General features: G+C 38.3%; 18 protein-coding genes. 10 read left to right on the forward strand and 8 right to left on the reverse strand.

The features are described from left to right. Positions 1-24: 24 nt before the first annotated feature. Together rlmN and queA are read right to left on the reverse strand one after the other, a co-directional pair. Positions 25-1059, reverse strand: coding sequence for a 23S rRNA (adenine(2503)-C(2))-methyltransferase RlmN (rlmN, locus tag V0410_RS08270; RefSeq protein ID WP_120231776.1), 1035 nt, complete (start codon positions 1057-1059; stop codon positions 25-27). Positions 1060-1129: 70 nt separating this feature from the next. Next, on the reverse strand, positions 1130-2179 hold the full coding sequence (gene queA, locus V0410_RS08275; RefSeq protein ID WP_034696367.1) for a tRNA preQ1(34) S-adenosylmethionine ribosyltransferase-isomerase QueA: 1050 nt from the start codon (positions 2177-2179) through the stop codon (positions 1130-1132). A gap of 154 nt (positions 2180-2333) precedes the next feature. Between queA and V0410_RS08280 the strand changes: the two genes are divergently transcribed. The 5 genes from V0410_RS08280 to V0410_RS08300 all read left to right on the forward strand — a co-directional run bounded on the left by V0410_RS08280 (position 2334) and on the right by V0410_RS08300 (position 7473). Continuing rightward, positions 2334-3047, forward strand: coding sequence for a hypothetical protein (locus V0410_RS08280; protein ID WP_330747093.1), 714 nt, complete (start codon positions 2334-2336; stop codon positions 3045-3047). Between the two features lie 33 nt (positions 3048-3080). Beyond that, entirely contained in the window at positions 3081-3773 is a 693-nt protein-coding gene (locus V0410_RS08285; RefSeq protein WP_047433734.1) for an AIM24 family protein, read from the forward strand. A 349-nt stretch (positions 3774-4122) separates the two neighbouring features. Beyond that, the gene (locus V0410_RS08290) at positions 4123-5520 is read left to right on the forward strand and encodes a Gfo/Idh/MocA family protein (RefSeq protein WP_330747095.1); all 1398 of its coding nucleotides are present in this window, start codon (positions 4123-4125) and stop codon (positions 5518-5520) included. Continuing rightward, on the forward strand, positions 5510-6424 hold the full coding sequence (locus tag V0410_RS08295; protein ID WP_330747096.1) for a nucleotidyltransferase family protein: 915 nt from the start codon (positions 5510-5512) through the stop codon (positions 6422-6424). Before V0410_RS08290 ends, V0410_RS08295 begins: the two co-directional genes overlap by 11 nt. After that, positions 6415-7473: a phosphotransferase enzyme family protein gene (locus V0410_RS08300; RefSeq protein ID WP_330747097.1), complete on the forward strand. Its 1059-nt coding sequence runs from the start codon at positions 6415-6417 to the stop codon at positions 7471-7473. Before V0410_RS08295 ends, V0410_RS08300 begins: the two co-directional genes overlap by 10 nt. A 141-nt stretch (positions 7474-7614) precedes the next feature. Here the strand turns inward: V0410_RS08300 and V0410_RS08305 are convergent, their stop codons facing one another. Together V0410_RS08305 and V0410_RS08310 are read right to left on the reverse strand one after the other, a co-directional pair. Further along, positions 7615-8106 carry a DNA-deoxyinosine glycosylase gene (locus tag V0410_RS08305; protein WP_330747098.1) on the reverse strand — a complete coding sequence of 164 codons (492 nt, stop codon included), beginning with the start codon at positions 8104-8106 and terminating at the stop codon, positions 7615-7617. 152 nt (positions 8107-8258) lie between these two features. Continuing rightward, positions 8259-10253: a S9 family peptidase gene (locus V0410_RS08310; RefSeq protein ID WP_330747099.1), complete on the reverse strand. Its 1995-nt coding sequence runs from the start codon at positions 10251-10253 to the stop codon at positions 8259-8261. A 205-nt stretch (positions 10254-10458) separates the two neighbouring features. On the opposite strand from V0410_RS08310, the gene V0410_RS08315 reads away from it, so the two are divergent. Then, positions 10459-11325, forward strand: a complete 867-nt coding sequence (locus V0410_RS08315) for a chitobiase/beta-hexosaminidase C-terminal domain-containing protein (protein WP_330747100.1) — start codon at positions 10459-10461, stop codon at positions 11323-11325. 51 nt (positions 11326-11376) lie between these two features. On the opposite strand, the gene V0410_RS08320 is transcribed toward V0410_RS08315, so the two are convergent. The 4 genes from V0410_RS08320 to V0410_RS08335 all read right to left on the reverse strand — a co-directional run bounded on the left by V0410_RS08320 (position 11377) and on the right by V0410_RS08335 (position 15339). Next, positions 11377-11721, reverse strand: coding sequence for a phage holin family protein (locus V0410_RS08320; RefSeq protein WP_114821738.1), 345 nt, complete (start codon positions 11719-11721; stop codon positions 11377-11379). A gap of 101 nt (positions 11722-11822) precedes the next feature. Beyond that, entirely contained in the window at positions 11823-12245 is a 423-nt protein-coding gene (locus tag V0410_RS08325; protein WP_062672074.1) for a PaaI family thioesterase, read from the reverse strand. A 122-nt stretch (positions 12246-12367) separates the two neighbouring features. After that, positions 12368-13921 (reverse strand): GMC family oxidoreductase, encoded by a 1554-nt coding sequence (locus V0410_RS08330; protein WP_330747101.1) that lies wholly within the window; start codon positions 13919-13921, stop codon positions 12368-12370. An 11-nt stretch (positions 13922-13932) separates the two neighbouring features. Beyond that, complete coding sequence (locus V0410_RS08335) at positions 13933-15339, reverse strand: aldehyde dehydrogenase family protein (RefSeq protein ID WP_330747102.1); 1407 nt, start codon at positions 15337-15339, stop codon at positions 13933-13935. 102 nt (positions 15340-15441) lie between these two features. Here V0410_RS08335 and V0410_RS08340 point away from each other — a divergent pair, with 102 nt between their 5' ends. The 4 genes from V0410_RS08340 (at position 15442) to V0410_RS08355 (ending at position 18699) form a co-directional block, all read left to right on the forward strand. Beyond that, a complete protein-coding gene (locus V0410_RS08340; RefSeq protein WP_330747103.1) occupies positions 15442-16311 on the forward strand; it encodes a helix-turn-helix domain-containing protein in 870 nt (289 codons plus the stop codon). 80 nt (positions 16312-16391) lie between these two features. Continuing rightward, complete coding sequence (locus V0410_RS08345; RefSeq protein WP_330747104.1) at positions 16392-16814, forward strand: hypothetical protein; 423 nt, start codon at positions 16392-16394, stop codon at positions 16812-16814. A gap of 350 nt (positions 16815-17164) precedes the next feature. Continuing rightward, positions 17165-18019: a helix-turn-helix domain-containing protein gene (locus V0410_RS08350; protein WP_330747105.1), complete on the forward strand. Its 855-nt coding sequence runs from the start codon at positions 17165-17167 to the stop codon at positions 18017-18019. A gap of 188 nt (positions 18020-18207) precedes the next feature. After that, positions 18208-18699, forward strand: coding sequence for a hypothetical protein (locus tag V0410_RS08355; RefSeq protein ID WP_330747106.1), 492 nt, complete (start codon positions 18208-18210; stop codon positions 18697-18699). Positions 18700-18992 lie beyond the last annotated feature (293 nt).

Genomic DNA, 18992 nt, shown 5'->3' on the forward strand with positions numbered 1-18992 from the left:
TTTTAGGCTTTTTTTAAGGAAATTTTAATCTGTTGTTTTGTTGGCCAACTGCCCGCAGGCGGCATCAATATCACCTCCACGGCTTCTTCTGACCATTACGGTAATCCCTGCATTTTCAAGCTGACGGATGTAATTTTCTTCTGCCTGCTTGTTGCACTGGTCATATTTTCCGTCTCCGATCGGATTGTATTGAATCAGGTTTACTTTTGAAGGAACCTGTTTACAGTATTTGATTAAAGCTTTAATGTCTTCATCGCCGTCATTGATTCCTTTCCATACGCAGTATTCAAAAGTAATTACAGAACCTGTCTTCTGATACCAGTACTGAAGAGCCTCCATAATATCCGTCAACGGGAATTTATCAGAGAAAGGCATGATCTCATTACGCTTGGATTCGATAGCAGAGTGAAGGGATAAAGCTAGCTTCACGCGCAGTTCATCATCTGCAAGCATTTTGATCATCTTAGGGATACCGGATGTAGAAACGGTAATTCTTCTTGGAGACATTCCCAATCCTTCCGGCTGGGTAATTTTTTTGATGGCTTCCACTACGTTTTTGTAATTCATCATTGGCTCTCCCATCCCCATAAAGACGATATTGGAAAGCGGTCTGTCGAAATACATTCTGCTCTGGCTGTCAATCAGGGCTACCTGATCTACAATCTCAGCTACTTCAAGGTTTCTCATCCTTTTCAGTCTTGCTGTAGCACAGAATTCGCAGTTTAATGAGCATCCTACCTGCGAAGATACACAGGCTGTAGTTCTTGTTTCTGTAGGAATAAGAACAGATTCCACCATCAGCCCGTCATGAAGCTTTACTCCGTTTTTGATGGTTCCGTCAGAGCTTTTCTGAAGAAGGTCTACGGAAACAGGATTAATGGTATATTCTTCCGAAATTCTCTCACGAAGTGATTTTGAAAGATTCGTCATTTCGTCAATCGAATGGAGGTTTTTACTCCATAGCCAGTCATAGACCTGTTTCGCACGAAACGGCTTTTCTCCTAAAGACACAAAGTAGTCTTTAAGCTGGTCTAGTGATAATGTACGGATATCTTTCATTGTAAGGTTGTAGATTTTAGGTGGCAGGTTGCAGATACTATTATCTGCAACCTATTACCTATTATCTTTTTTATAGAATTAACATTGCGTCACCGTAAGAATAGAATTTATACTTTTCTTTTACGGCTTCTTCATAAGCGTGCATTACGAAATCTCTTCCGGCAAATGCAGCAATCATCATGATCAAAGTAGACTTCGGTGTGTGGAAGTTCGTAATCATTGAGTTCGCTACTCCGAAATCGTGAGGAGGATAAATGAATTTGTTTGTCCATCCGTTGAAAGCAGAGATTTTTTTGTTTGAAGAAACAGAAGTTTCCAATGCTCTCATGGTAGTAGTACCTACTGCACATACTCTTCTGTGAGATTCAACTGCTTTATTAATGATCGCAGCATTTTTCTCATCAATGATAATTTCTTCAGACTCCATTTTGTGCTTAGAAAGATCTTCTACCTCAATCGGGTTGAATGTTCCCAATCCTACGTGAAGGGTAACCTCAGCAAAATTGATTCCTTTGATCTCTAATCTCTTCATCAAATGCTTAGAGAAGTGAAGACCTGCTGTAGGGGCAGCTACTGCTCCTTCTACTTTTGCATAGATTGTCTGATATCTCTCTGCATCTTCAGGTTCTACAGCTCTTTTGATATATTTTGGAAGCGGAGTTTCTCCCAATTCTTTTAGTTTTGTTCTGAATTCGTCGTAAGATCCGTCGAATAAGAATCTTAATGTTCTTCCTCTAGAAGTTGTGTTATCAATAACCTCAGCTACCAAAGACTCATCTTCAGTGAAGAATAATTTGTTACCAATTCTGATTTTTCTTGCAGGATCTACCAAAACATCCCAAACTCTGGTTTCTTTATCAAGCTCTCTTAATAAGAAAACTTCAATTTTAGCACCTGTTTTTTCTTTATTTCCGTAAAGACGTGCAGGGAAAACTTTTGTATTGTTGAAGATGAACAAATCTTCTTCATCAAAATAATCCACAACATCCTTGAATAATTTGTGCTCGATAGTCTGTGTTTTTCTATCAAGTACCATTAATCTCGCTTCGTCTCTGTGCTCTGATGGGTGTTCTGCTAATAATTCCGCAGGAAGATCAAAATTAAAATCTGATGTTTTCATTTTTTAAATTACGGTTTAAAAATTATTGAAATTACAAGGTGTAATTTTCGGAGTGCAAATATACGACATTGAACACCCCTTTGTCAAGTATTATTTACAATCAAACATAAAACCGTGATTTTACGGGGAGTTTCAAGACATAAAAAGAGTATTTTTGGAAAAATTAAAATTCAATATGGAACCTGTAAGTAAAATATACTTCATTGATAATCCGTATCCTGACGGCCATACAATTGAAAATTTCAGCTGGAGTGGAAGAATTGATGAATATGGATTTATCTGGTTTGATTTTCATTTAAAAACTGAAAAATATTATGCCAATGACAATGAAAACAATGAAGAAGAAGACGAAGATCTGTCCGACTGGGACTCCAAAATCGTATGGAGAAACTATCATGCCTGTACACTCTCGTCCAACTATTGGGGTGAACAGAGAGGAATCAGAATTAATAATCTTGATGAAAAATTAGATTTCGATGCTGTTGTTCAAAATGATCTTTTCAGTAATGATCTTCCGTCTGAACACCATTCTGATGATGACGATCTTGCTTTCAACATCTACCTGCTGGGGCATGACAGCTGTGCCGGACATCAGATCCGGTTTTCAAAAAAAGAAAATCACCGGTATGATATTATATGGACAGGCAAAATAGCACTAACCTACGCAGGTGATCATGAATTTTCACATGATTTCAAAGCAAAAATTGTCAATGCAGAATTTGAAGGTTTTCATTACCCTAAAACCTGGTCACTGGAAAAGGCAACAGAGATGTTCAAAGCCAGGCTTGCCGGTTTTGAAGCATATGAATTTGTGGATCTGAATCCTAAAAGTAACAAAAGGGAGTATAAACTCGACAAACTAAAATAATAACACTATACATCAACCAATAAAATTATCATTATGAGCAAATATTCAATAGAAGCATTTATCAACGAAACAAAAGAAAATCCACAACAAAGAGATTATTTTGAGCTGGAAACAAAGCATCTTCTGGAAATCAACCTTAATAATCAGGCGGTATGGACCAAAAGAGGAAGTATGGTAAGTTATGTGGGAAATATCAATTTTGAAAGGCAGGGAATGCTTTCCGGAGGACTTGGAAATCTTTTGAAGAAAGCGATCAGCGGTGAAGGTGCCAGATTGATGAAAGCAGAAGGAACCGGAAAATTATATGTTGCTGATTCCGGGAAGAAAGTCCGTATTCTCTATCTGAACAATGAATCTGTTTGTGTAAACGGAAATGATATTCTTGCCCACGAACAAAGTGTGAAAAGTGATATCACCATGCTGAAAAGCATTGCTGGAATGATGTCCGGAGGTCTTTTCCAGGCCAAACTTTCAGGAACGGGACATATTGCTATTACGACTCACGGAGATCCTTTAACTTTACTTGTAACTCCTGATACACCTGTATTTACAGATCCGAATGCTACTGTGGCATGGTCCGGAAACCTCAGCCCGGAACTGAAAACCAATGTTTCTTTCAAAAGCCTTATCGGCAGAGGAAGCGGCGAAGAGTTTCAGATGAAATTCTCAGGTCACGGATGGGTACTGATTCAGCCTTATGAAGAGGTATATTATATGGAAAAATAAAAGAGACAAATTTTGAAGAGATTTAGTGTACATCCTTTAATGATAATGGACTTTTTGATGAGATTACAAAAATGACTTATCCTGATTCAAAACAAATTGCATTAAGAAAAGCCTGGATCAATCAATAAATTTTCACGCATATAACAAATATTTTAAAAAAAATATAAATGAGCAAAACCAATAAAAAAGTGAAAATTAATAATCTATATTTTAATAACTACAAAACTGTTCAATTTTAAAATCCAATAAGCCTCAAATTCTTACAAACCACCTTCACCACTTCATTCTCTAATTACCTATCACCTTACCGGGATTTACAAAAGTTTTAATATATTTAAAAAAAAAATAGATGGACAATAGTAACTCCCGCAGAAACTTTCTTAAGACTGCCGCTTTAGCAAGCTTTGGGGCATTGGTTTTACCCAATTCTTTATTTGCTTATTCCAATGATTTTAAAACAGATAAAAAAGTCCGCGTTGGTTTTATCGGCGTCGGTCTTCGTGGTCAGGAACATGTAAAATTACTGGCAAAACGTAATGATGTAGAGATTGTTGCATTTGCAGATCCGGAGAAAAGAATGCTTGTCGCGTCTCAAAAAATCTTAAAAGACAACAATAAACCGGCAGCTCAGGAGTTTTCCAACGGAGAATACGATTATAGAAATCTATTGAAATTAAAAACAATAGATGCTGTTGTGATCGCTACTCCATGGGAATGGCATCTTACCCAGGGTGTGGAAGCTATGCGTGCTAAAAAAATTGTAGGCATGGAAGTTTCCGGGGCGATAAAGCTTCAGGACTGCTGGGAATTTGTAAAGGTATATGAGGAGACGAAAGTTCCTATCTTTATGATGGAAAATGTATGCTATCGAAGAGATATTATGGCCATCCTGAATATGGTTCGTAAAGGAATGTTCGGAGAACTGGTACATGGAAGAGGCGGTTATCAGCATGACCTGAGAGGTGTTCTTTTCAATGACGGAGTTACTCCATACAATTCCGGTGCTGAGTTTGGAGAAAAAGGCTTCAGTGAGGCAAAATGGAGAACTGAACATTACGTAAAACGTAACGGGGAACTTTATCCTACCCATGGATTAGGTCCGGTTGCGATGATGATGGACATCAACCGAGGAAACCGTTTAACAAGGCTTTCTTCATTCTCTTCAAAATCCGTGGGGCTTCACAAATACATTGTTGAACATGCAAAAGGCGGAGAAAACCATCCTAGTGCGAAAGTAAAATTCAACCAGGGAGATATTGTAACCACTCAGATTGCCTGTGCCAATGGAGAAACCATCCTTCTTACTCATGATACAAGCTTACAAAGACCTTATGATCTTGGTTTCAGAGTTCAGGGAACTGAAGGGTTGTGGCAGGATTTCGGATGGGGAGATTTCAACCAGGGACATATTTATTTTGAAAAAACCATGAACCATACCCACCGTTGGGACAATACTGAAAAATGGATGAAAGAACACGATCATCCGATGTGGAAAAAGTTTGAAGCTACTGCTGCAGGTGCCGGACATGGCGGAATGGATTTCTTTGTGATGAATACTTTTATTGAATGTATCAAACGGAATATAGAGTTCCCGATGGATGTATATGATCTTGCATTGTGGTATTCTATTACGCCATTAAGCGAAGAGTCTATTGCCAAAGGCGGTCAGGTAGTTGATATTCCTGATTTCACCAATGGAAAATGGAAAACCCGTAAACCTGTATTTGGAATGACCGATGAGTTCTAAGAAAACATTACTTATACTGGCAGGCGGATTAGGCAGCAGATACAAGGGGCTTAAACAGGTAGACGGCATACTCGATAACGGTTCGCCAATTCTTGAGTATTCCATTTTTGATGCACTGGAAGCCGGTTTCCAAAAAGTCGTTATTATTGTCAACAAACTGATTCCTGAAAGTTATATTGAAAGGCTCAACGGCATTTCAAAAGCTAAAAATTTTGAATTGATCTGGGTATATCAGGAGATAGACAGCATTCCTATTTCACTGGAAGGTTTTGATTATCCTGACCGTACGAAGCCATGGGGAACCGCTCATGCCGTACTTTGCGCCAAATATTCAATACAGGAGCCTTTTGTGATGATCAACGCGGATGATTTCTACGGAAAAGAAGTGTATCAGCTCGCTGCACATGAAATTAACCATCATCATATATCAGATACACAATTAGGAATGATTGCTTATCCTGTAGGTACAACGTTGAGTGGAAACGGTACTGTAGCCAGAGGAATATGTACGCTGGATGCTGAAAACTACCTGATCAAAGTAGTGGAACAAACATCCATTCAAAGAATAAATAACTCAATTGTTTACATTGAGAACGGAGAAAGTATACAACTGGATCCTGACACCCTGGTATCCATGAATTTTTTTATTTTCCACCCACACATTTTCTGTTATCTGGACACCTATTTTTATGATTTCATAGAATCTGATCCACTGCCTGATCAGGAATTTTATATTCCTTCTGCAGTACAAAGAATGATGGATGAAAACAGAGTAAAGGTAAAGGTAAAAGTATCTCCTTGCCCATGGATGGGAGTTACGTATGCTGATGATAAAAAGGAAGTTAAAGATTTTCTGATTTCAGAGATTAAAAATAACAGATACCCGGAAAATTTATGGAGCTAAATGATATTGTTGCTGAATTTATCGGTACGGACAGTTATGACCTTACTCCTATTACTGACGGGTTGATCAATACCACCTATCTTCTGGAGGATAAAGGACAGGGGAAAAAGTTTATTCTACAGAAAATCAACAATCATGTTTTTAAACAGCCGGAAGTGGTCGTTAATAACCATTTAATGATTAATGAAGTTCTCAGGTCAAATCATTATCAATTTGAAATTATAGAACCTGTTCCTTCTCTTACCGGTAAAATTCTGGTAAAAGATAAAAATGGTCAGCCATGGCGTATGCTCAGTTTTGTAGAAAACAGTATAACATTCCTTACTGCTCCCACTTTGCAGACGGCTTATGATGCTGCTAAAACCTTCAGTTATTTTCTCAATACGGTCAATACTGAAAAACTGCCTGCCATTGAAGATTCTCTTCCCAATTTCCTCAATTTTGAGAAGAGGGTTGCAGATTATAAAAACTCACTCAAAAATGCAGAGCCTCATTTAAGAGAAAATGCCAGGGTTGAAATTGAAATCACCAACCAGCTTTTGTCCTTGCCGGACCGATGGATTGAAATGGAGAAAAACAATCAGATCCCAAAAAGAATTATTCATGCAGATGTAAAGATCAGTAATATTCTCTTTGATCAGAATCATCAACCTTTAGCGGTGATTGATCTGGATACCATGATGATTTCCACTATCCTGTATGATTTTGGAACCATGATTCAGTCTTACACCAATACCACCCAGGAAGATGATGGAAGCGCCATAGATAATTTCAACCCTGAAATGTATAAAGTCGTAAAAGAAGGATTTTTATTTCATTTAAAAGAAAAACTGACACCACTGGAAGCTGAGAATCTCGATTATGCAGCACAGGTCGCTATTTATATTCAGGAACTTCGTTTCTTAACCGATTATCTGAATGGAAGTACGTACTATTCTATCACGCATCCTGAACACAATCTGGACAGAACAAAAAACCAATTGGAACTGTTGAAAGGATTGAGAGAATACTTGGGTGCTAGTGGAGGGTTGGAGAGTTTGAGAGTTTGAGGGCTGGGTTTATAAAGTGCATAGATTCCTACTGAATGACAAAGTGTATGGAAATAAAGCGCCCCAGTTGTCCATTCTGCAGGAATCTATACGTTTAAAATTTCAGCATTCTAACTCTCAAACCCTCCCACTCTCAAACTCTCAAACCAAAAATTCCAATATTCTCTTCCACTCTTCCAGCTTCTTTTCAAAGGAAACCGTATGAAGCGGGCTGGTAGAAGGCAATAAAAAAACGGGCAGCTTATAATCTTTCCCGAGCAGTTTCTGTAAGTTCTTGTATGACTTTCCACCGTTGCAGAAAATGGCTTTGATATTTGGGTGTTTTTCTAACAATTCTGCGATCTGATTGGCTTCTTCATTCCTGATTTCAGAATCCAGGCTTCCTTTTCTCTCGCAGGAATCGATAACATCCCAAAGGGCAATATGATGTTTCTTTATCGTTTCAATTCTTTGTTTGTAATCATCAGTAAATTCTTCGTTCAACAATTCAAAAATGATTTTCCAGAATTTGTTTTGAGGATGAGCATAATACTGCTGTTTTTCCAGTGATTTCACTCCGGGAATTGATCCTAAAATCAGAATTTCAGACTGAGCGTTAATAATGGGTGGAAATGAAGAAATACGGCTTTGCATATTCAAATATAAAGATTTAATTTATTTTAATTAGGCTGGAAGCCGGGAGCCTGAAGAAGGAAGCTATTGAGGTTTTGGCTAAAGCCGTTGGATTTTTGATTATAAAAAAAGCGGGCTAAAGCCCGCTCCTATTGATATTTTATATTGTCTGTCTATAAAGTTTCCTTCAGCCAGTCGAAGAATTCTCTCTGCCATACCAATCCGTTTTGAGGATGAAGTACCCAGTGGTTTTCGTTCGGGAAGTACACCAGTTTAGATTTTAATCCTCTTAATTTTGCAGCCTGGAAAGCTTCCTGACCTTGCTCGTAAGGAACACGGAAATCAATTCCTCCTTGAACAATCATGATGGGTTTGTTCCATTTTTCTACGAAGTTGCTTGGATTAAATTCTGTGTATGCTTTTGGAAGTGGTTTTTCCCATGGAGAACCAAGATCCCAGTTGGCAAACCATAGTTCTTCGGTAGTCAGATACCATGATTTCATATCAAATAAACCATCGTGAGCAATAAATGTCTTGAATCTGTTCTCATGGATTCCAGCCAGCATAAATACGCTGTATCCTCCATAACTAGCTCCTACAGCTGCTACCCTGTCACCATCCACGTAAGGTAAAGTTTTCGCAAAGTCTGTGGCTGCCAGATAATCTCTCATTGGCTGCCCGCCCCAGTCTTTTGAAATGTCTTCATTCCATTTTGTTCCCCAGCCCGGCATCCCTCTTCTGTTTGGAGCCACTACGATATAATCGTTGGCTGTCATAAGAGCAAAGTTCCATCTTACACTGAAATATTGAGTAAGTGCAGACTGTGGCCCTCCCTGGCAGTATACCAGCGTTGGGTATTTTTTGTTCGGATCAAAGTTCGGTGGATAGTGGAACCAAACTCCCATTTCCTTACCGTCTGAAGTTTTCACCATTTTAAGTTCAGATTTCCCCTGAGCCAGCTTAGCATACGTTTCCTTGTTCGCTTCAGTTACCTGCTTCATTTCTCCGTTCTTAACGTTTACAGAGAATAATTCTGTAGCATGATTTACGTCTGTTCTTCCTACTAAAAGTGAAGTTTTATTGTCTGTAAAGATTTCGTTGACGTCAAAATCTCCCTTGGTGATCTGCTGTACTTTTGCTGATTTTGAATCCAGCGAGAAAAGCTGTTTTGTGCCTCTGAATGCCGCTGTGAAGTAGATTGTTTTTGAATCTGCTCCCCAAAGAACATCTCCTGAAACACTTTCATCCCAGCCTGAGGTAAGGTTAGTGGTCTTCCCTGACTTCCAATCCAGGATTTTCACATCATTTTTATCAGCTTCATATCCGTCTCTTGCCATACTCTGCCAGATCAGAGATTTTCCGTCCGGGCTGAACTTAGGGTTTACATCATATCCTTTGTTGGATTCTGTAAGGTTTTTGGTAGTACCAGATGCCAGATCATAAGCAAAGATATCGGTATTGGTACTTGTAGCATATTCTTTACCACTTTTAGGTTTGGTAACATATAAAAGCTGGGCAGAATCCGGGCTCCAGATAAAATCTTCAGCACCACCGAAAGGTCTTTGAGGAGAATCCCAGGTTTTCCCTTCCAAAAGGTCTTTTGCTCCTTCTACCTTATCAGAAGTATTCACTACAAATACATGATTGTACTTACCTTCATTGAAATAATCCCAGTGTCTGTGGTTCAGGTCTGTGTATACCTGAGCCGTTGTTTTAGGAGTATCGCTGAATTTATCTTTCCCCATTACTTTCTCCACCAATACCTGCTTACTGAAGGCAATCTTCTTTCCGTCCGGAGAAATTACGATATTATCTGCTTCACCAATGGTATAAAATTCTGCCCAGGTTTTTCCGGCATCTTTGGAAAGATAGATTTTATCTCCTTCCTGAGCATATATTCCGTTTTTATCCCACTGAATAAGGGCTTTTTTCCCGAAATCTATTTTGGAAGACTGATGATTAAGAACATTCAGAAAATAGTTCTCGTTTTTCGTTTTCTCTGTTTTCAGGTCTACCTGTCCTACTTTATAGATAAGGGAGCCCTGATCCGGTGAAACTGCCTGTACTCCAACTTTTTTCAAAGTCCAAAGAATTTCAGGCGTCATTACTTGTTGTGCATTCATTAAAAGCGGAGCTGCCAAAGCCAGCAGACTGTACTTAAGTTTCATATGTTGATATTCATTTTTAACGGATGTACAAAATCAGCTGATTTCCTACATCCTTTTATTAAATTCAAAGATTGCCAAAGTTAATATTTAAAATAAAAACGGACGAAAGAATTAACATTAAGTTTTTAAAGTTGAAAAATAATTGATTTATGTATGGCAAAAATTTTATTAGTTTTACAAAAAACTAAACTAATACCCATTTAATATGAAAAAATTTATACTTTTTTCTTCACTTTGTGTATCCTCATTCTTTTTTTCACAGCTTACGATGAGTCCTTTTCCCAATCATTATTATAATCCTTATCAGGTCACTATTAATGGAAACGGGACTATTTATTATACCACTGACGGAAGCACTCCGACAATTAGTTCTTCCTATGCCGTAAATAATGTGCAGATTTCTATTGATCAGAATAAAGAGATCAAGGCATTTCTTGTTAACGGACAAGGAAGTTCGTCTCCTGTAATCAGTAAAAAGTATTACACAGGAAATATTCCTAATGCTGTTATTTATTTTAAAGCTCCTTCTACATGGACTTCAGGAAGCTGTGTAATGGTTGATATGGTCAGTCCCAATTCTATAGACGGATTTGCAATCGATACCTTCTGGCCCGGAGTTGTGATGCAACCTGCAGGGTGTGAATCATGGTATAAGACTACAAGAGATTTTGAAACTGCCAATGTCCGTTTTAATAACTGTACTCTATTTGAAAATATTCCTGCCACCATCAGCACCAATCTGATCACGATGGGAAGTACTTTGTATTATGATTTTACGGATGGGGTCATAACCACTCCGCCTTCATGCTTATTTTTAGCGTCTAATGAATCAGTCTCTAAAAATAACAGCATTTTAATCAAAGTTTATCAGAACCCTGTTTCAGATATTTTAAAAGTAAATACGGACCGGAATTTCAATGAATATGAAATTATAGATGTGAACGGAAGAGTGATTTTAAAAGATCAGTTTGTGAAAGAAATCTTAATTAGTCAGCTTATTTCGGGAAATTACTTTCTAAAGCTTACAGATTCGAAAGGAGATCTAGTGTTACTGAAGTTCATTAAAAAATAAAGAAATCCGCTCGTTGAGCGGATTCCTTTATTTTGATCTTTTATAATTTAATTAATCTCCATCTGAGAACATAGAGTTCGCCAGAGAAGTTACAATTGATAATAATATACTGAAGATAAATGCCCACCAGAACCCATCTACGACCATACTGTCGATGAAATAGTCTGCAATCAGGACAATTGCGGCATTAATTACCAGGGCAAAGAATCCTAAGGTAAGAATGGTCAACGGAAGGCCAAACAGACTTAAAATAGGCTTTACAAATATATTAAGAACCCCAAGTACAATCGCAAAGATGATGGCTGAAGAGAATCCTTCAAATTGTACTCCCGGTAAAATTTTGGTTAAAAGATAAGCAACAATCGCTGTAATAAATAGTCGGATAATTAAGTTCATTGTGATATTTTTTAATGTTTATGGGGTTTGTTGAGCAAAAGCTATTCCATTCCGGGAAAAAAAATGCTTTGAAACCCTTTATTGAAGGAATATTTTGTCTTTTATTTTATTTTCATCATGGTGACTAATGAAGTGGCTACATGACTTTCAGAATCAGAACCTTCGGTCTGAACATAGATTTCCGTTCTCACCACAACAATTTTTCCGCCCCCTTTGATGACATAGGATTTTGAAATCAAAGCATCACCCATTGCCGGACGAAGGTAGTTCACTTTCAGCTCAACGGTCACAACATAACAGTCTTCCGGATAGTGGCTCACAGCGGCATATCCTGAAGAAACATCCACCAGAGAGGCGATCATTGCGCCATTGAACATTCCTGCTTTTCGGGTCATCATTTCCATCTTAGGGATCTTCATGGAGATAAAATCAGTTTCTACTTCCAGCAGTTCTGCTTTATAGAATTTCAGGGTTTCCGAGCGGCTGAAGCTGTCTGTAATGAGTTTCTTTTTTTCTGGTGTCATGAATTTTATTTTAAACAAAGGTAAGTGCTACAGGCTTTTTTATCTCAATGATCTTTCAATTTTTCATTAAAAAGCCGCTTCATAAACATGAAACGGCTTCTTTTCAAGGATTTTAACCCTTCTTACACAACAAACGATAACTTTTCAGATGAACCTGACGCTTTCAGATGATGATCTTCTTTGATCATATCGGCTGCTTTTTCACCAATCATAATGGTAGGCGCATTGGTATTTCCGGAAACCACATCCGGCATAATGGATGCATCTGCTACCCTTAATCCTTTTATTCCATATACTTTCAGTCTCGGATCTACTACAGAATGGCTGTCGGTTCCCATTTTACAGGTTCCGGTCATATGATGATAGGTGGAACATGATTTTTTGATATAATCTATCACTTCCTCTTTTGTTTTTCCTTCTCCGGGATAGATTTCACCGTCATTCCATTCTTTCATGGCTTCTGTTTTTCCCATTTCGCGGCATATTTCAACACATTGGTAAAGGGCTTCCAGATCGGATTCTTCAGAAAGATACATCGGGTTAATTTCCGGAGAAGCGGAAGGATCGGAAGACGTCAGTTTAATATACCCTTTACTGGCAGGTCTGATAAATCCGGCGCAGAATGTAAATGCGTTTTGCGGCCCTGTGAATCCCGGACTGTAATAAGGAAGTCCCATAAACAAAGGCTGAAGATCCGGGAAAGCCATTTCTTCTTTGCTTTTCCAGAATAACTGGGCTTCCAGCAGATTGGCTTCCGGAGCAGGAATTTCTTTTTTAGCTTTAAAAATAACACTTGCCAAAAGATGATCCTGAAGGTTTTTTCCAACTCCTTTCAAATCTTTTACTACCGGAATTCCCACTGATTCCAGTTCCTGTTGATCACCAATTCCGGAAAGCATCAGAAGTTTGGCAGATTCTATGGTTCCACAGGATACAATCACTTCTTTTTCTGCTTCCACTTCTACTAATTCACCGTCTTTCAAATACTGAACTCCGATGCACTCGTTTTCTTCAAAAATTAACTTCTGAGCCAGCGCATTGGTATGAATATGCAGATTAGGTCTCGATTTCACAGGATCTAAGAATGCTTTTGCCGTAGAACATCTTTTATGATCTTTACCTACACTGAGATGATTAAGACCTGCACCCCAGATTTCTTTGTTAAAATCATCTGTCAAAGGATAGCCCAATTCTTTACAGGCTTCAATAGCACTTATTGAAATGGCATTCGGGCGCTTGATACGGCTTACAAAAAGCGGTCCTTCCCCTCCATGAATGTCATCTTCACCTTCTTCATGGGTTTCTGATTTTTTAAAGTAAGGCAGAACACTTTTCCAGTCCCAGCCCACACATCCTTTATAAGCCCAACTATCATAATCCTGCTGATGCCCTCTGATGTAGATCATTCCATTGATGGAACTTGAGCCACCCAATGTTTTACCACGAGGCCAGTATCTTGTATTCCCTCCTGCATGTTCCTGCGCAACGGTATGATAAGCCCAGTCTCTTTCGGTATTCCAGATAGCGGGCCAGCCGGCCTGTTCTTCCACTTCAGTAACTTTATCATCAGGACCTGCCTCCAGCAGAAGAACATTTATATTTTCATTTTCGCTTAATCTGTTAGCGATTACAGCGCCTGCCGAACCGGATCCGACAATTATAAAATCGTATTTCATGAGTTCTAACTTTATTTTTTAATGCTGATGACTTTAGGAACTGTAACTGCTTTTAATCCTTCTATTCCGAACTCTACTCCATAACCGGATTGTTTTGCCCCTCCGAAGGGAACAAACGGGTGAATAGCACCATGCTGATTGATCCATACGGTTCCTGCTTCCAGTTGTGCAGCCACTTTCTGAGCTTCGTCAAGATCATCACTCCAAACGGAAGCTCCCAGTCCGTTTTCTGAATCATTGGCTTTATTGATCGCTTCTTCCAACGTTTTATACTTAATAATTGGTAATACAGGACCAAACTGTTCTTCGTCTACAATTCTGTCTCCGTTATCTACATTTCCAACCAGAGTTACGGGAATAAAATAACCTTCCAGATCAGGTTTTTGCCCTGTGAATATGAAGTCTGCTCCGATATTTTCAGCATCAAGAATCAGATCCTGAATTTTATCGTACTGCATTTTATTCTGGATAGGCCCTAAAACGCTGGCTTCATCCGCTCCGTTCCCCATCGGAATATTGGAAGAATAGTCTGCCAATGCTTTAACGACTTTTTCGTAATCGTTTTCATGAACGTATAGTCTTTTTAAGCAGGCACAGGTTTGCCCCATATTCAGGAAAGCTCCCCAGAAAATTCCATCAATATACTTAGAGACATCAAGTCCGGGTAAAATAATTCCTGCATCATTTCCTCCACATTCAAGGGTTAATCGGGCCATATTTTTAGCAGAAGCTTCTATAGCTTTCTTCCCCGTCGCGATAGAACCTGTGAACATAATTTTCACAATTTCCGGATGTGAGGTAAGGTAACTTCCCACTTCTCCTCTGCCGGTAACTACCTGCAAAATATCCTCAGGAAGCACACTGTTGATCACTTTTATCATTTCCAGACTGCAGAAAGTGGTATATTCCGAAGGTTTGATGATGACAGCATTTCCCATTCTCAATGAAGGAATAATCTGCCAGATGGCAATCATCAAAGGCCAGTTCCAGGGAGCAATGGCTGCTACTACTCCAATCGGGTTTCTGTATACAACATCTTTCCGGGTGTCGTCTTCGAAAACAATTTCTTCGGGTAAATCCAGTGATGCGGGAACCTGTGTCCAGCCTACACAAGCCTGCATTTCGAAATTAGCTCCAGGACCATTCAACGGTTTTCCCTGCTCGCGGGTGATCCATTCTGCAAGGTGTTTTGAATTTTGCTGCAACGCTTCCGCTACTTTTAATAAAATCTCTTTTCTTTCTGCATCCGGTCTTGCGGCCCATAGTTTCCGGGCTTTTTTTGCTTTCTCAATTTTATCATCAATCTCCTCTCTGGAAGTATTGATAACTTCACCTATAACCTCTAAAGTAGAAGGATTTACGGATAAAAACTGAGTATCTGGGGTATGGGTTTGTTTGGCTGCTGATGTATTTTCCATTGTTTTAAATTATTTTGTATTTTACGTAATCCGAAAATGGCAATAACATGATATAAATTATTTACTTATTCTCTATTTTTTTTAACCTAAACTCTCCCTATCATGGAAAAGATCGAAGAAAAAACTGTTTTCAGCATTCCTTTTGGTGAATTGAATGTATTTGAAACAAATGTAGTTTGTCATGATTTTCCTTTCTTTTTTAAAGAGCCTGTTATTACGCTTATGCTGAGTGGCAATAAGATTATTCGCAGTGATGATGAGACTTTTGAGTTTAAGGAGAGAAGTGTATTTATTCCGCCCTGTAACAAGGAACTGAGTATCGATATCCATCCCGTTTTTAAAGCACCTACGAAATGTCTGGTATTGAATATTGAGCAGGAGTATATTGACAGTGTATTCTCCGAAGTGATTGAAAACTGGCATCCGGACTGGGACAGAACAGGAATTATGATGAAAGAAAACACTGTGAAAAAGTTCATCAGCTCGGATGAGTCTTTATGGAGAAGCCTTACCAATCTTTATAACAGAAGAATTGACGGAAATCTTCATAATACCTCGGATTTTCTTTTAAGCTTAAGTCTTAAAGAACTGATTTATGAGCTGATGAAAACCAATGCAAAGCATATCCTCCTCCATTCTGGAAAGGCAGAAAATATACAGAACGGACTTCAGGAAGTGGTTCATTTCATCAAAAACAATTACAGAGAACCAATTACCATCAGGAGACTTGCTGCGCTTGCAGGAATGAGCGAAGCCAATCTGTTTAAAAAGTTTAAGCATTCTTACAACTGTACTCCGGTAGAATATATTATTCAGTTGAGAATAGAACACGCCAAGCAGCTTTTGATCAGCAATCCTGAAATCGGGATTAAAAATATCTGTTTTGAATCAGGTTTTAATACATTGGAGTATTTTTACAGAAAATTTACCCAGATCACCGGAAAGTCTCCAAAGAAGTTTAAGGTAGATTGATAGATAAAGCTGGAAGATGGAGGTTAATACCGGTCTTTTTATTTCTGGCAGTTGTCATTATTTAATAAAGTAATCATCCTATGTACTGTAAAAAAGTGTTTATTGTTGTAAGTCTTCTCTTATGCTGTGTCTTTTATGCGCAAACCCTGCATTTGTATGGCGGTGCAGATCAAAAAGAATATCTGGGATGTTTAAACTGTGACAATTTTGATAAAAATTCGATATGGAATAAGTTTGGTGATTACGGAAATGTTTTCAGCTCAAAATCTATCTGGAATACGTATGGAAACTACGGAAGTACCTATGGCCCCTATTCACCATGGAATGCTTATGCTTCTTATCCTCCGGCAATTGTTGATCAGGATGGAAATTTCTTCGGGTTTCTTACTTTGAATCCTTATCAATCTGACAGGTCTGAACTGGAGCTTGCTGTGATTTTATGTAAGCATCATGAGGAGATTAAAAGCGATATTGGCGCCTGGTATGAGAAATTGTTCCAGTAAAACCACCCCGTCAAAAATTCATTGAATTTTCGCCACCGCTCCGGAAGAGGGGAATTTTTACGTCTTCAGTTGAGGTATTGGTACATAATATAACGAATGTGATTGTATAGAAAAAGGGTAAGGCGGGATTTCTGCGGAATGACGAATAAAAAGCTTAGTTTATCCATGCACCTGGTCATTCCATAGGAATTTCTGCATTGTTTTTGTTAGAAAACGCAAAGACGCTAGTTTTGTCTTAAGTAAGGCGCAAGGATTTTTATCTCCGATAAAATGGATTGTAGCTTTGCATTTACAATGTAAATTATTTAACTTTTCCTGATTATTGAATTCAAAAACTCACGTACTCCATTATGCTGAATGATTACAAAAAACACGAATTGTTTGGGAAAACCCTGATACAGAAAATTGATATATCAGGGCCCTTCAGGTATGATTTTCCGGTTTCGGAGCAAGCCTGCTTTCTGTATGTACTTAAAGGTGAGTTTCAGTACAAAACAGAGGAGCAGGAGTTTGATGTTACTGCAAATTATTCCCTTTTTCTGAATTGTATCAGCTCCGGAAAACATATTCAGAACTCAACGTCAGAGGATCATTGTGAAATTGTGATCATTACGTTCTATCCTGACATCCTGAAAAAAATTTATGACAGAGAATTGCCTTTATTGCTGCAAAAACCTTCCGATATCGTTTCTAATAAATCCAATGAGAAAATAAACAATGATTTCCTGATCCAGAAGTATGTAGAGGGGCTGCTTTTTTATTTTGAAAACCCTTCCCTCGTTAATGAAGATATATTGGTTCTAAAGCTCAAGGAAATCATTTTGCTGCTGGCTCAGTCACACAGTGCAAAGGCCGTTCAGCTGATCCTGTCACAGCTTTTCTCTCCCACCGCTTATTCTTTTAAGCAAATCATTGAAGCGAATTTATTTTCACAGCTAACAATCGAACAGCTTGCTGAGCAAAGCAATCTAAGTGTATCATCTTTCAAAAGAGAATTTGCAAAACTATACAACGATACTCCTGCCAATTATATAAGAAATAAAAAACTGGAAAAAGCCGCTGAATTACTTTTAATATCCGATGAACGCATTACCGATATCGCGTTCGAATGCGGATTCAATGATCTGGCCACTTTTACCAAAAACTTCAGTGATAAATATCTTATCTCCCCTTCAGGCTACCGTCAGGAACGGAAAGAAAAATAACTGAACCATATTTTATGATACGGACATTTCTTAATTTCGATAAGGAATGTTTTTTTGAACCGAAATCCCAAATTTTTGAACTAAATCAAAAAATAATTTCTATGATTCTATTGCAAATTTGTACCGTCAGTTTCAGGGAACAGTAATATACCTGCAGCTTATAAGTATCAATTTAAAATACAATCAATATGAATCTATCAGGTTTAGGAATTTTCCACACGATTATTGGCGTAACAGCTCTTGTTGGCGCAGTGATCGGATTTATCAGATATGGTAAAATCAATCTGGCTAAGCCGTCAGGAAAGGTCTATTTTTATGCGACGGCCATCACTTCACTTACTGCATTGGGTATCTCAAAAAACGGAGGTTTTAATGCAGGACATGTGTTTTCATTATTTATCATCGTTTTGATCGCTGCAGCCTATTTTCTTTTTGCCAATAAAAAAGGAAGTAAGAAAGCCCGATATTTTGAGAATTTTCTATTGTCATTCAGCTTTTTTCTGTCGCTTGTCCCAACTGTTAATGAGACATTCACACGGGTTCCGATTGGACATCCTTTGGCCAAAGACATCAAAGATCCGATCATTGGGCAGACTCTTCTTGTTATTTTACTGCTTTTTATTGTTGGATCTGTTTTTCAGTTTATCAAACAGAAAAGAGAGAATGTTGAAGTTTCATGATGACAGGTTATTCAAGAAACTGTAAAACCACCCCGTCAAAAATTCTTTGAATTTTTGCCACCTCTCAAGAGGGGAATTTTTACGTATTCAGTTAGGGTATTGGTACACAGATTGGATAGAAAAAGGGTAAGGCGGGATTCTTTCAGAATGACAAATACAACGCATAGTTTATCCATACAGCTTGTCATTCCCTAGGAATCCCGATATAAAATAACCGATACGCTTAATTAGGTATTGAAAAATCACGGGTTCGAATCCCGTATTCTCCATTTGATAATTCTAGTTAGTTTATT

This window comes from Chryseobacterium sp. CP-77 (assembly GCF_036362765.1).
Taxonomy (GTDB): Bacteria; Bacteroidota; Bacteroidia; order Flavobacteriales; family Weeksellaceae; genus Chryseobacterium; species Chryseobacterium cupriresistens.

Bases quoted from the DNA above. Each gene is read 5' to 3' on its own strand.
- V0410_RS08315 (WP_330747100.1), top strand. From the start codon at position 10,459: ATGAAAAAATTTATACTTTTTTCTTCACTTTGTGTATCCTCATTCTTT.
- V0410_RS08320 (WP_114821738.1), bottom strand. From the start codon at position 11,721: ATGAACTTAATTATCCGACTATTTATTACAGCGATTGTTGCTTATCTT.
- V0410_RS08290 (WP_330747095.1), top strand. From the start codon at position 4,123: ATGGACAATAGTAACTCCCGCAGAAACTTTCTTAAGACTGCCGCTTTA.
- V0410_RS08285 (WP_047433734.1), top strand. From the start codon at position 3,081: ATGAGCAAATATTCAATAGAAGCATTTATCAACGAAACAAAAGAAAAT.
- V0410_RS08340 (WP_330747103.1), top strand. From the start codon at position 15,442: ATGGAAAAGATCGAAGAAAAAACTGTTTTCAGCATTCCTTTTGGTGAA.
- V0410_RS08330 (WP_330747101.1), bottom strand. From the start codon at position 13,921: ATGAAATACGATTTTATAATTGTCGGATCCGGTTCGGCAGGCGCTGTA.
- V0410_RS08350 (WP_330747105.1), top strand. From the start codon at position 17,165: ATGCTGAATGATTACAAAAAACACGAATTGTTTGGGAAAACCCTGATA.
- V0410_RS08310 (WP_330747099.1), bottom strand. From the start codon at position 10,253: ATGAAACTTAAGTACAGTCTGCTGGCTTTGGCAGCTCCGCTTTTAATG.
- V0410_RS08300 (WP_330747097.1), top strand. From the start codon at position 6,415: ATGGAGCTAAATGATATTGTTGCTGAATTTATCGGTACGGACAGTTAT.
- V0410_RS08325 (WP_062672074.1), bottom strand. From the start codon at position 12,245: ATGACACCAGAAAAAAAGAAACTCATTACAGACAGCTTCAGCCGCTCG.
- rlmN (WP_120231776.1), bottom strand. From the start codon at position 1,059: ATGAAAGATATCCGTACATTATCACTAGACCAGCTTAAAGACTACTTT.
- V0410_RS08345 (WP_330747104.1), top strand. From the start codon at position 16,392: ATGTACTGTAAAAAAGTGTTTATTGTTGTAAGTCTTCTCTTATGCTGT.
- V0410_RS08335 (WP_330747102.1), bottom strand. From the start codon at position 15,339: ATGGAAAATACATCAGCAGCCAAACAAACCCATACCCCAGATACTCAG.
- V0410_RS08305 (WP_330747098.1), bottom strand. From the start codon at position 8,106: ATGCAAAGCCGTATTTCTTCATTTCCACCCATTATTAACGCTCAGTCT.
- queA (WP_034696367.1), bottom strand. From the start codon at position 2,179: ATGAAAACATCAGATTTTAATTTTGATCTTCCTGCGGAATTATTAGCA.
- V0410_RS08355 (WP_330747106.1), top strand. From the start codon at position 18,208: ATGAATCTATCAGGTTTAGGAATTTTCCACACGATTATTGGCGTAACA.
- V0410_RS08295 (WP_330747096.1), top strand. From the start codon at position 5,510: ATGAGTTCTAAGAAAACATTACTTATACTGGCAGGCGGATTAGGCAGC.